The sequence below is a fragment of the Anabaena sp. UHCC 0451 genome, from assembly GCF_034931405.1.
Taxonomy (GTDB): domain Bacteria; phylum Cyanobacteriota; class Cyanobacteriia; order Cyanobacteriales; family Nostocaceae; genus RDYJ01.
Map to the genome: position 1 here is coordinate 127,151 of NZ_JAYGHA010000013.1, position 11,864 is coordinate 139,014.

14 protein-coding genes are annotated in these 11,864 nt (G+C 36.8%); 3 read left to right on the top strand and 11 right to left on the bottom strand.

What is annotated here, in order from left to right:
- Positions 1-21 precede the first annotated feature (21 nt).
- The 8 genes from VB694_RS11160 to VB694_RS11195 all read right to left on the bottom strand — a co-directional run bounded on the left by VB694_RS11160 (position 22) and on the right by VB694_RS11195 (position 5,668).
- A complete protein-coding gene (locus VB694_RS11160; RefSeq protein WP_323360381.1) occupies positions 22-921 on the bottom strand; it encodes an LD-carboxypeptidase in 900 nt (299 codons plus the stop codon).
- A gap of 228 nt (positions 922-1,149) precedes the next feature.
- Complete coding sequence (gene aroC, locus VB694_RS11165) at positions 1,150-2,238, bottom strand: chorismate synthase (RefSeq protein ID WP_323360382.1); 1,089 nt, start codon at positions 2,236-2,238, stop codon at positions 1,150-1,152.
- Between the two features lie 74 nt (positions 2,239-2,312).
- Entirely contained in the window at positions 2,313-2,534 is a 222-nt protein-coding gene (locus VB694_RS11170) for a type II toxin-antitoxin system HicA family toxin (protein ID WP_323360383.1), read from the bottom strand.
- Entirely contained in the window at positions 2,531-2,749 is a 219-nt protein-coding gene (locus VB694_RS11175) for a type II toxin-antitoxin system HicB family antitoxin (RefSeq protein WP_323360384.1), read from the bottom strand. Before VB694_RS11175 ends, VB694_RS11170 begins: the two co-directional genes overlap by 4 nt.
- Before the next feature lie 121 nt (positions 2,750-2,870).
- A complete protein-coding gene (locus tag VB694_RS11180; RefSeq protein ID WP_323360385.1) occupies positions 2,871-4,673 on the bottom strand; it encodes a P-loop NTPase fold protein in 1,803 nt (600 codons plus the stop codon).
- Positions 4,674-4,732: 59 nt separating this feature from the next.
- Complete coding sequence (locus tag VB694_RS11185; RefSeq protein WP_323360386.1) at positions 4,733-4,909, bottom strand: type II toxin-antitoxin system HicB family antitoxin; 177 nt, start codon at positions 4,907-4,909, stop codon at positions 4,733-4,735.
- Between the two features lie 35 nt (positions 4,910-4,944).
- Entirely contained in the window at positions 4,945-5,391 is a 447-nt protein-coding gene (locus tag VB694_RS11190) for a hypothetical protein (RefSeq protein ID WP_323360387.1), read from the bottom strand.
- A gap of 4 nt (positions 5,392-5,395) precedes the next feature.
- Positions 5,396-5,668 carry a hypothetical protein gene (locus VB694_RS11195; protein ID WP_323360388.1) on the bottom strand — a complete coding sequence of 91 codons (273 nt, stop codon included), beginning with the start codon at positions 5,666-5,668 and terminating at the stop codon, positions 5,396-5,398.
- Between the two features lie 34 nt (positions 5,669-5,702).
- Here VB694_RS11195 and VB694_RS11200 point away from each other — a divergent pair, with 34 nt between their 5' ends.
- Positions 5,703-6,185, top strand: coding sequence for a low molecular weight protein-tyrosine-phosphatase (locus VB694_RS11200; protein ID WP_323360389.1), 483 nt, complete (start codon positions 5,703-5,705; stop codon positions 6,183-6,185).
- Positions 6,186-6,193: 8 nt separating this feature from the next.
- On the opposite strand, the gene VB694_RS11205 is transcribed toward VB694_RS11200, so the two are convergent.
- Complete coding sequence (locus tag VB694_RS11205; protein WP_323360390.1) at positions 6,194-6,877, bottom strand: response regulator transcription factor; 684 nt, start codon at positions 6,875-6,877, stop codon at positions 6,194-6,196.
- A gap of 307 nt (positions 6,878-7,184) precedes the next feature.
- Here VB694_RS11205 and smpB point away from each other — a divergent pair, with 307 nt between their 5' ends.
- On the top strand, positions 7,185-7,658 hold the full coding sequence (smpB, locus tag VB694_RS11210; protein WP_323360391.1) for an SsrA-binding protein SmpB: 474 nt from the start codon (positions 7,185-7,187) through the stop codon (positions 7,656-7,658).
- Between the two features lie 371 nt (positions 7,659-8,029).
- A complete protein-coding gene (locus tag VB694_RS11215; RefSeq protein WP_323360392.1) occupies positions 8,030-8,308 on the top strand; it encodes a WGxxGxxG family protein in 279 nt (92 codons plus the stop codon).
- Positions 8,309-8,389: 81 nt separating this feature from the next.
- Here VB694_RS11215 and VB694_RS11220 read toward each other — a convergent pair whose 3' ends face one another.
- The gene (locus VB694_RS11220) at positions 8,390-9,805 is read right to left on the bottom strand and encodes an IctB family putative bicarbonate transporter (RefSeq protein WP_323360393.1); all 1,416 of its coding nucleotides are present in this window, start codon (positions 9,803-9,805) and stop codon (positions 8,390-8,392) included.
- Positions 9,806-9,920: 115 nt separating this feature from the next.
- Positions 9,921-11,468 (bottom strand): GAF domain-containing sensor histidine kinase, encoded by a 1,548-nt coding sequence (locus VB694_RS11225; RefSeq protein ID WP_323360394.1) that lies wholly within the window; start codon positions 11,466-11,468, stop codon positions 9,921-9,923.
- Between the last annotated feature and the right edge of the window lie 396 nt (positions 11,469-11,864).

An 11,864-nucleotide genomic window follows, 5' to 3' on the forward strand; every position in this document is an offset into this window, starting at 1 on the left:
AATAAGTTTTTCCTAATCAATTTATGGTTTAATTTCTAATATTCCCTGGTCTGGATCTAATGTTGCTTGTACTCCAACGGGTAAAGCTGCATTCGGGTTATCATGGCCAAAGGGTAAATCAGAAACAATGGGAATATTTAAATCACCCAACCGTTCCCTCAAAACTTCCTCTATACTCAAACTTGGTATATTCGGAGGTGCTTCACACTTGGTAAAACCTCCCAAAGCAATACCGCGAACTTTGGATAGCATACCACTTAACCGCCATTGAGTTAACATCCGATCAATACGATAGGGTGGTTCTGTGACATCTTCCCAAGCTAAGATGACACCATCTAGATCCGGTAAAAGCGGTGTACCTAAAAGATGAGTAGCCACTGTGAGATTACCAGGAAGTAACACACCTGTGACTGTTCCACCACCCCAACCCTTACCCTTTAAAGGTGCGATCGCTCGACCTGCTAAAATATCAAATAACCGCTTTAGTGACCATTCTGGCTCATCTATCAGGGTAGTGAGGACGGGACCATGTACACCGGAAATACCAGCCTTATAGAGACTCCAAAGCAGGGCTGTGATATCAGAAAAACCGATCAACCATTTAGGATCTGTCGTCTTTTGTTCCCAAGTCCAATCTTCCAAAATGCGGGTACTACCAAAACCACCCCTAGCGCAGATAATACCGCGACATTCGGGATCATGCCATGCTGCTGCTAACTGTTGACGACGGTGATCATCAGTACCAGCAAGATAACCATGTCTACTTTCTATGCGATCGCTAACTTGGATATTGTAGCCATGCGCTTTCCAAATTTCCAAACTTTGTTCAAAAGCTGCAAACTCCCGTAACGCACCACTAGGAGCAATAACCCGCAATAAATCACCTGGTTTTAAAGGAGGAGGTAAAATGATTTTAGACATACAATCATCATATTTTAGATTTTAGATTTTGGATTTTAGATTGTTGAAAAACGACAAAATTAAAAATAAACAACTCTCCTCTTTTCTTATTTCTCTGTGTTCTCTGTGCCTCTGTGGTTCGTTTTCTTATATTTTATTTTATTGAACCACGAAGACACGAAGGAAGCGAAGAGAAGAAAGTTTTAGAGAGATTTGCAGTTATTTTGTAAGTTCTGAATTTCCAAATCTCTACAATATTTTACACTGTCCATGATGTCTTAATAGATGATCGCATAAAACCAAAGCTACCATCGCATCAACCATAGGAACAGCACGGGGTAAAACACAAGGATCATGTCTTCCCTTTCCTGCTAAAACCGTTTCTTCACCTTCCTTAGTTACGGTTTTTTGTTCTTTCCTAATAGTTGCAGTTGGTTTGAAAGCAACTCTGATAATAATATTTTCGCCGTTGGAAATTCCGCCTTGAACACCACCAGAACGGTTGGTTATTGTTCTAATTTCGCCGTTTTCATCAATATAAAATTCGTCGTTATGTTCAAAACCTGTTAATAATGTTCCGTCAAAACCTGAACCTATTTCAAAACCTTTACTTGCAGGAAGTGACATTACCGCTTTTGCTAAGTCTGCTTCTAATTTATCAAAAACAGGTTCTCCTAAACCTTTGGGAACATTCCGCACCACACATTCAACTAAACCACCGATAGAATTACCATCTCTACCAGTTTTTTCAATTAATTCTATCATTTGGTTGGCAATTTCACCATCTGGACAACGGACGATATTGCTTTCTACATCTTCCAAGGTGACGGTGTTTGTATTAACAGTTCCTTCTAAGTCTTTGATGCGTTTAACATAAGCAATAATTTCTACACCTGCGACTTGACGGAGAATTTTTTTGGCGATCGCACCAGCAGCTACCCTACCTATTGTCTCACGCGCTGACGATCTTCCACCACCTTGCCAATTTCTAAACCCATATTTTGCATCATAGGTAGCATCTGCATGGGAAGGACGGTATTTTTGCGCCATCTCATCGTAATCTTGGGAACGGGTATCTTTATTTCTGACTAAGATAGAAATAGGTGTTCCCAGGGTTTTACCTTCAAATACCCCTGATAATATCTCACAGGTGTCCGCTTCTTTGCGAGGAGTTGTGATTTTACTTTGTCCTGGCCGTCTTCTGTCTAGTTCAAATTGAATTTCTTCGGGGGAAATTTCCAATAGTGGGGGACAACCATCAATGATAACACCCACACCGCCGCCGTGAGATTCGCCAAATGTCGTAATTCGGAAAAGATGACCAAATGTGCTACCCATGTTGTTGAGGAAATACAGACCGGAATATGTATTTTACATGGAGTTGCACCAGAGATCATGCCTTTGTTGCTGTGTCACAATAATTCAATAAATTCATCTACACTCAAACCCGCTTGTCGAATAATTCCCCGCAAAGTACCTCTATCTAATTCTTTGTGATCTGGTACGGATATTATGGTTCTAGGTTCTTCACGAACCAATATAATGTGACTTCCTCTTTGTCTATCTACAAAAAAGCCGATTTTTTCTAGTGCTTTCACACACTCTAAACCTGAGATAATAGGTAATTTACTCACACCAGCACTACCTCAACCGTATCTTCTGGAATAGGTTCATTTCTGTCTTGCAAAACTTCAATGTAGAGAGATATTGCTTCTTCAATATTAGCTAAAGCCTCATCACGAGTTTTACCCTGACTTATACAACCGGGTAAACTTGGGACTTCGACAACAAAATACCCATCTTCACCATGAGATAATAGCACTTTCCGTTGAGATTTTATTGTTACCATAGTTCAAGTATTTTTTTAATGGAATAACTAATATAATTATATATGTTTTATTCAGGTAAATAAATATAACAATTATTCGATTTTGTTAATATTTTTTTGTCTGAATCAGGATGTCCAGGATTTAAGGATTTTCAGGATGGGGTTGATTATCTATATCTATATTGTAAAGGTACTTTGCTCTAATTTTATTTATTCTACTACATTCAGCTAATATGCATATAGCTGTTTCTAAGTTTTGGGATGCTGGTTGATAACCAGAATTTAGTAACCATTCAATCATGTTAATTAAATTAGGATGACCTTTTTCTAGCCACTCACAGTATTCATTAACAGTACGGTTTCTTAAAAAATCAATATATTCTTGTATTTTTGAATATGAATCATCATTAATTATATTTTCCAAAGTTGTAGTAATATCTAATGTTTGGTAATATTCCTTAATTTTTTCGTTTAAAGAGGCTTCTAAATCAGGATATTTACTGAGTGTGTTTCTTAGTTCAATTAAATCATAAGGGCGGTTTTCTGAAATTTCTTTTAATATTGTTTCCAACAGGGATTTTTCATAAATAGAAATATCAAGTTCTAACATTGAAGCAAATCTTTTAATATCTGCAAATTGTGACCAACTTAATTGAAGATGATTCTCTTCCATGAAACTAAGGATTCCATCAGTAATCTCTTGCTCATTATCTGCAAATGAATTATAGCATTTAAATCTATAAAGATGATTGGAAAGCTCATCAAGTTTTTTAATAATTTGATCTCTTTGTTCTTTTTTGTTGAAAATCTGCCCTTCTTTAATAAACTCTTCATCCTTTAATAAAGATGTTTCGATAAATTTAAGTATAATTGTATCTAATCTCTCTAAATTTATATACCCTATTTCTCCTATTTTTAGCCTCAATTTAAATATTTCCTTAGCGGTTTTATCATCTTCCTCTTTATATTGATCATAATATTTTTGTGCATTATGGGACATTGATAATATAGTATCCATAGAATCTACACCATTAATAGAAAATCTTTTACAAAATTCAGTATCTAATTTTGCTATATTAATAACAATAACATTTGTGATAATTTGATGACGTAAACTCTCTTCCCAATCTTTCATTAAGGGAACAAGCTCATCAATAAGCCATATAGTTTTGCGGATAACTCGAATATTATTCGTGCCAGATTTTTTGAATACTTCTTTAATTACATCTATTATATCTATATGAGGATAGTCTTTAAATATAAAATCTAAATTTTCTTCGACTGTTGGATTTAGATAAAATTCTTTATCAATTACTTTTTCACGATAGCTTTCTAAATCAGTTTGTGAATCTTTATCGAGATTATCTTCATTATAAATGAGAATAATTTTGCATTTAAAATCTTGAACCAAATACTCAACAAATCCAAATATATCTTTTAATGGAAGCTGAGATTTTCTTTCTAGATCATCAATACAGATAATTGAATTACCATTAATGTTTAAATTAAAAAATATCTCCAGTAACAAATCACCACCTATAGCAAGCAATGAACCTGATAATCCAAAGTGTAGTTTTGGAAATTCTAGTATTTTTGGAGTTTTTTCTACCCTTCCGAAATTGCGGTTAATAAATTCAAAAACATTATTAATTGGTTTAATATTAGGTTTTATATTTCTTTGATAATTAGCAAATATTCTTGCTTTCAAATGTTCAATTGAAGAAATACCAAAAACAGAAGTATACAAATAATCATTTTTCTGATGTTCGTCTAAAACACTCCTTACTAAATGTGTTTTGCCAACACCCCATTTACCCTTAACAGCTAAAACTCTATAATTTTCATTATCTAAGAATCTCTCGATAATACTTTCTGCTTCTTCTCGATTAACTCCATAATTTACTGGGTTTGTACTTTTAGCAAACATATCTAGATTATTATTCATAAAATTCCCATCCTGAAAATCCTTAAATCCTGGAAATCCTGATTCAGACAAAAATAAATTTAAAACATCTTCTCAAATTCTGATAATGTTTCTATATATAATTCAACAGCTTCCTTAATATTTGCCTGTACTGTTTCTAAAGAATCACCTTCAGATTGACAACCAGGAAGTTCAGGACAATAAGCATAATATCCATGTTCGTCTTTTTCAATGACAATACTAACTTTATAGGACATAAAATAAATTTTCCTTGTTTACTAATAATTGCACATTATATCATAATCTGGCATATTTCACATTGTCCATTATTTTGTAATATAAAAATACGCTCCTTTGCTTCTTTGAAAATCTCTTGATTATTGATATTTATCTCTTGTGTAGAGTCTACTTCTAACCTTTCAACCAAATAACCATAAATCTCTAAACCCTTTTCCTGATTTTTCGGTTGATTCAACAAATCATCACCAGCCTTTAAAGTATCAAAAGCAAATTGATAATTTCCCTGTTCACAATGATGATAAAAAGCATCAATATAATCTGTTAAATCATCTTCCCAATCCCAATTTGCCAGCCAATCACCTTCTATATCATCAACATAAAGATGAATATAATCAGCACCATAATTTTGCTTATCTAGCTGCAACTGTCGGGATGCTTCCAGATACTTCCAATCTATCTCAGAACTGGACTGATTATAAATCTTTACATCGTTAGTCATAATACTATCCAGGGAAGGGTATAACAGTAATAAAATTATTTTGGCGATAGCTTCGCTCGCCGTAGGCATCGCTACTCTCTTTTAGCATAACATCAGCTAACTTGAGTAGATTGTTTGGACTGTTCACTTGAGCATCATGAGTAACCAATAAAGCCCGTTTAATACCCCAACATGATAGAGTGTTATTCCATCGCTGCTGCTTATTCAGAAAATCAGGGTTAAGTTGTCCTTTTTTATCAAGAAGTTCATTTTTATATTTAGTATAGTGTAATTCCAATTTCTTTAATCCTAAAAGGATTCACCCCAAAACAATGTCCTACAAATTACTATTTGTCTGCCTTGGTAATATTTGCCGATCGCCATCAGCAGAAAATATCATGAATCATCTCATTGACCAAGCTGCTTTGAGCAATCAGATTTATTGCGATTCTGCTGGGACTTCTAGCTATCATATCGGTAGTCCACCAGATAGACGCATGAGTGCATCTGCATTTGCTAAACTAGGCATTAAACTACGTGGTCAAGGTCGTCAATTTCAAAAATCAGACTTTCAGGAGTTTGATTTGATTTTGGCAATGGATCAGGAAAATTACGAAAATATCCTGGCTGTTGACCGTTCTGGAGAATATCACCATAAAGTCCGCCTGATGTGTGATTTTTGTTCCCGACACTCTCTCAAAGAAGTTCCAGATCCCTATTATGGCGGAACAGAGGGATTTAACCAGGTGATTGACCTCCTCATGGATGCTTGTGAAGGTCTGCTTGACCATGTTAAAAGTCAGCAATTCTCATAAAAATGCTTTTACTCCACAAGACCATGCTTGATGGCAAAACGGACTAGTTCTGCTCGATTACTAGTAGAAGTTTTTCTCAACAAACTGCTGACATATTTCTCGACTGTGCGCGGACTCAGGTGTAGTTGATTACCCATGTCAGCATTAGAAAACCCGTGAGTCAATAGTTCTAGTACCTCCTGTTCTCTTGTAGTTAGTGATGAGAGTAACTGAGAATTAGCAATTTGAGTCGATACACAATTTTGTCCATCTATTGCTTTGATGAAGTTAGAACCGTCTAAATTTTCTTGATAATAAAAGCGGTATTCTGATTGAATAATTTGCGATCGCTCTAGTAAATTACGAATAGCTGCGGACAACTCTTCTAATTCAAAAGGTTTAGGCAAATACAAATCGCATCCAGATTGGTAGCCGAGAATTCTTTCTTGGGTTTTGGTTCGCGCTGTTAACAAAATTACAGGTAACAACCTAAACTCCAATTGTTGACGCACTCGACGCACCAGTTCATAGCCGTTCATTCGTGGCATGACAATATCTGTCACCATCAAATCAGGATGGTTTTCTTCCACCATAGACAAAGCATCTTGACCGTCATTGGCCATGATCACCAAATACCCGGACAGTTCAAGATAATCACCAATAGACAGACGAGTGCCGAGGTCGTCATCCACTACAAGGATTTTCAAGGGCATGGATAGTACACCCCTAGCATTTTTGTTACTCAATATTTTACTGTTATGAACACCATCAACAGACACTGGCAGTAATAGTGTTCTTATGTTTCATACTATGACAGGATTACCTACTAATGACTGGATTAGAGATGATTTATAAAGAAAATCTTAAATATTTAGCAACTCTTCATAAATATTAACATTATTTAATCAATTAATAATGCTATGATAGTAGATCGAATTAAATGTAACTTAAGTTAGTTTCCACTTCTTATTCAAATTACAAGCCCACAAAAAAGCATATTTAACACAAACCTAATTTTCAATGAGTGACAAGAACGAAGGCTATAAAGTTATCACCGATAATCGCCAAGCCCGTTATTTGTATGAAATCCTAGAAACTTACGAAGCGGGAATTCAGCTGGCGGGAACAGAAGTAAAGTCAATACGTGCGGGTAAAGTAAATCTTCAAGATGGCTATGCGTTGCTTCGCAATGGTGAAGCATGGTTAATAAATGTACATATTTCTCCTTACAGTTCCAGTGGACAATATTTCAATCATGAACCACGGCGTACTCGTAAGTTGCTGCTGCATCGCCAAGAACTCCGCAAGCTAATTGGTAAAGTAGAACAACAAGGTTTAACCTTAGTCCCGTTGAAGATGTACCTTAAACGTGGCTGGGTAAAAATCAGTATTGGTTTATGTAAAGGTAAGAAAATTCACGACAAGCGAGAAGACCTCAAACGCCGTCAAGATCAGCGCGATATTCAAAGAGCGATGAAAAGTTATAATACTTAATACTTAATTGGGTAATAGTTCCAAAAAACAGAGACAAATATAACCTCAGCCTGATTTAAGACAAAATCTAGTTTATGGCCGCAGATTGATTTGGCTAATTTGAGAAATAGATAGGGCTTGCTGAATAAACATGAAAAGATTACGGGTAAAGGGTTTAAGCCGTTTTCAAGTAAAAAAAAGTGCAAGCTTTTACGAGGTGGAAACTTAAAAACCTTGCATTTAATTGCTACTCAAAGGAAAAATCGCTCCCATCCAACTCTTGAAACTGTTCCCTGTTCCCTGTTCCCTGTTCCCTGCCCTCACGGAAAGACTTTCTCAGCAAACCCTAGATACACTGGTGAATATCTGAGTCAGAATAAGGCACTTTCACCATGAAAATTAGTTTCACCAAAACTGTTGGCGCTGGAGTGCTAACGTTGATTATGGGAATTTTACCCTTAAATTTACCCTTACAAGCCCAAATTAATCAACCCCGAACAGATGTTGCACCCGACAGGACTATTTATGATGATCGTAACGATTCTAATTGGGGTTGGCTAGGATTAATTGGTCTATTTGGTCTAGCTGGGTTAGCTGGTAAAAAGCGTGAAGAAGAACCAACCCGTTATCGAGACCCCAATGCACCAGGGACTGCTGGTTACAGAGACTAATATCAAGTTTAGATTTTGGATTTTGGATTTTGGATTTTAGATGAGGAGTAAGTCTTTGACCATCTAAAATCCAAAATTGTACTAGATCACTGTCGGTTCTGGCTGAGATTGATTTCTTTGTTGAGTTAAAGGTGTCCAGTAGCTGGCAACCAAAGCAACCATTAGCCACCAGAGGGTATTAACTTCAGGACGATACCAGACAGTATCTACTGTACCGTGAGCGAGCATACCTAGCAAAGTTGCGATCGCCCCAATTAACCAAAGTCCATCTGTGCTTCTCGATTCTAGGAAACGGTGCATTTGCATAAATGCCGTATTTAAGGTAACAATTACTAGCCAGAGAAAACAAGCTAAACCCATAAAACCCATTTCTACAGCTATTTCCAGGAAAATTGAATAAGCACTCAAAGCCGTATAACGAGGACGTTGGTAGAGAGGGTATATTTTATTAAAAGAGTTGTGACCAGGACCAATACCAATAATTGGGCGATCGCGGATCATTTCAAAAACAGCATCCCAGACATTACGACGAAAATTATTACTGCTATCCTGGCGGTCTGCAAAAATACTGACAACTCTCAGGCGCACAGGTTCGACAAAAATCACAGCCAGCAGCAATACCCCAATCAAACCGCCTACAATAATTGTCAGTGACCAAGTGCGCCAAAATGGGGGCATTTCCACACTCCACCAATAAACTAACAATACCATCGCTGCGAAAAGTCCTACCACCAAAGCAATCCAGCCACCACGACTAAAAGTGAGAACTAAGGAGGCAGTATTTGCAACCAACATTGTCCCAGCTAAAGCTTTCCTAATCCAGCCCTGCCAAGCAAAAATAGCCACTAAACTTAAAACCACTGCTGGAACTAGATATCCAGCCAATAAATTGGGATTACCTAAATAACTGTAAACCCTGGTTGTCTTGGCCAAACTTGATTCTGGGTCTACCCAAGTAGCCAATGCTTTAGCGCCAAAAAACCATTGCCGAATTCCATATACACTGACAATCAGAGATACGTGTAGGTAAAGAGTAATCAGCCAAGACCGCAGACGGGAAATTCTCAGCACCCTAGCACATAGAGTAAAAAGCAAAAGATAGAGTGTTAACGTTACCAAATCATTTAACGCGGCCTTTTTCACTGGTGATAAAGCTGTAGCCAAGACAGCAACACCCCAATAGAGCAATACTACCAAGTGAATTGGCGTAACTGAAGCGGCATTTGCCAGACTTTTTTCATCAGATAAAGTCAATAGCAACCAAAAACCAACACCAGCGACTAGCAACAACCCTAACAGGGTACTAGAAACAAAAGGTGCAAGAGCATAAATCAGGCTGAGTAGAGCAGCCGCTATTGTATCTCCCCACTGCATTAAGAGACTAGTTTGCCGCCAAGGACGTAAAATCCCGACTAGAAAATGGTGCAGATAACTGCTATCTAGATATTCTTTTAGCGGTAGAGAGGATAAAGTAAATCTTTGCCAAACTAAATTCATAAACAATGTTTTTATCAACTAGCGCCCAATATACAGAACTTGGCCTTAATCATAATTCGAGTCGCTATCAAAGATAACAACCAAGATTAAAAATTGAGAATTTAGGCGCTTGTTACTAGACATCATTATTGATGTTTGGCGAGGGATTCACCGTTTGCAGTGGTAAAGAAATCACATAGCGGTATCCTGATTCTGGTAAACCTTGGATAGAAATTTGCCCACCGTGTAGTTCTGCTAGCTGACAGCTAAGTAACAAACCTACTCTTTCACGAGACAGATTAGTGGATTCATCAGCTAAATGCTGGTCTAAAGCATCAACAAATATTCCTAATTGCTCTTCTCTCAAACTTGGTGACTTTTCCAATATTCTTGGCACATTCTCTGGATTTTCTGAATAAATATCGTACTTTTCTGATTCACTCAATACTTCTAAGATGGACAAAGAATCGAGGCGTAAGTAAGGGTCAACCTCAGAGATACCATCTCCTAACCAGGGATGGGAAACCCAAATAGTAATGCAGAGTGTATCTTCTTTGTAAGAAATGTGAACACGAATAATGCTACCTGTAGCAGAAAGTTGAACGATGCTAAACAACAAGTGATACAAAATTTGTCGCACCTTATCTTTATCTAAAGGCCAAATGCGATTGTGTCCTGGTTCTATAGACAAGCGAATATCTTGATCCCGACGGACAGCTACTTCTGAGAGAGTGTTGATAGCTTGCTGACACAGCATTTCTACATTTACAGGAGCTAAGTTCAGCACATTTGAATTAGCACTAATTACTCCTAGTTCAGTAATTTCATTGACTAAAGAAAGTAAATAGCGTCCACTGTGTTGGATAATCTCTAAATATTCTCGCTGCTTAGTTGTTAAAGGTCCATAAATTTCACGTGCTAGAACACCAGCCATACCTAGTACAGATGTTAAGGGTGTACGTAATTCTTGAGTTAGCTGGCCTAGTAGTTCTAGTTTCAGATGCTGAGTAGGATTAGAAGCTTTTTCTAGAATGGGTGGAGAAATTTTCAAGTCAATTGCCTGTTTTTCAGGAAATGGTAAGTTAGGAATGCTTCTAATAGTGTTGTTCCGTAATTTATCTTGCAACAATAGGTTGCGCTCAAATTCACTCATGCTCCAACGAGCAATAATTTGCAGAAACTCAATCTCTTGCTCTGTGAAATTACGTGGCTTGCGATCCATCACTGCCAATGCACCTAAGCAGTAGCCAGAAGCATCCATTAATGGTGCGCCTAAGTAGGAGCGAATGCCATAATTTTTCACCAACTTACTGGTAGATACTTGTATATTTCTGGTATCTTTAGTATCATTAATAACTAATACTTGTGAACTTTCTACCACCTGAGTACAGAAGGAATCACTCCGCAACAATTGACGGCTTTGTGCCAAATCATTCATGAGTCCTAATCTTGATAAACCCACCGATGATTTGAACCAATGAATTTCTTGATCTATGAATCCCAAAATAGAAATTTCTGCTGCCAAAAAGTGGGCAGCGGTTTGAGTGGCTTCTTCAAATACCGGAATTGTTTCTGGTTGTTTTAAACCTAAGTACGACAATACTTTGATGCGTTGCTGTTCTTTGATTTCTAAAGAATTCCAACCTTCATCGGCGACAAATACTGTGTTTTTCGGCTCTATCATTACCACTGCTACCTTGATACTTCCTAAGATACTGTAAGTTTTGTAACCGCTGAAAAGAGGTTACTATTTTCTACTTATTAGGATTCCCCAATTTCCTGTTTGATCAACAAATTTAACAAAAATTTTTTGATGGCAGCAGCATTAGTTACATGGGTAAACTAGACAAACAGCCGTAAAACCCTTTTATAACATGACTTTGCTACTAAATTTTAAACTTTATCTACTTGCAAGATGTTGTACTTATCAGAGCAGATAAGAGACTTTTTAAAGTGATTATGTACTGGTACTTAAAATTTTAGATAATTTCAGGATTTTTACTTAAAAATAATAGTTTTGAATTCAATTTTCAGTTATCACCCTTGACTATAGGACTCATATTTGAATTTTGAAAAAATC

Bases quoted from the DNA above. Each gene is read 5' to 3' on its own strand.
- VB694_RS11160 (WP_323360381.1), bottom strand. From the start codon at position 921: ATGTCTAAAATCATTTTACCTCCTCCTTTAAAACCAGGTGATTTATTG.
- aroC (WP_323360382.1), bottom strand. From the start codon at position 2,238: ATGGGTAGCACATTTGGTCATCTTTTCCGAATTACGACATTTGGCGAA.
- VB694_RS11175 (WP_323360384.1), bottom strand. From the start codon at position 2,749: ATGGTAACAATAAAATCTCAACGGAAAGTGCTATTATCTCATGGTGAA.
- VB694_RS11180 (WP_323360385.1), bottom strand. From the start codon at position 4,673: ATGAATAATAATCTAGATATGTTTGCTAAAAGTACAAACCCAGTAAAT.
- VB694_RS11185 (WP_323360386.1), bottom strand. From the start codon at position 4,909: ATGTCCTATAAAGTTAGTATTGTCATTGAAAAAGACGAACATGGATAT.
- VB694_RS11190 (WP_323360387.1), bottom strand. From the start codon at position 5,391: ATGACTAACGATGTAAAGATTTATAATCAGTCCAGTTCTGAGATAGAT.
- VB694_RS11200 (WP_323360389.1), top strand. From the start codon at position 5,703: ATGTCCTACAAATTACTATTTGTCTGCCTTGGTAATATTTGCCGATCG.
- VB694_RS11205 (WP_323360390.1), bottom strand. From the start codon at position 6,877: ATGCCCTTGAAAATCCTTGTAGTGGATGACGACCTCGGCACTCGTCTG.
- smpB (WP_323360391.1), top strand. From the start codon at position 7,185: ATGAGTGACAAGAACGAAGGCTATAAAGTTATCACCGATAATCGCCAA.
- VB694_RS11215 (WP_323360392.1), top strand. From the start codon at position 8,030: ATGAAAATTAGTTTCACCAAAACTGTTGGCGCTGGAGTGCTAACGTTG.
- VB694_RS11220 (WP_323360393.1), bottom strand. From the start codon at position 9,805: ATGAATTTAGTTTGGCAAAGATTTACTTTATCCTCTCTACCGCTAAAA.
- VB694_RS11225 (WP_323360394.1), bottom strand. From the start codon at position 11,468: ATGATAGAGCCGAAAAACACAGTATTTGTCGCCGATGAAGGTTGGAAT.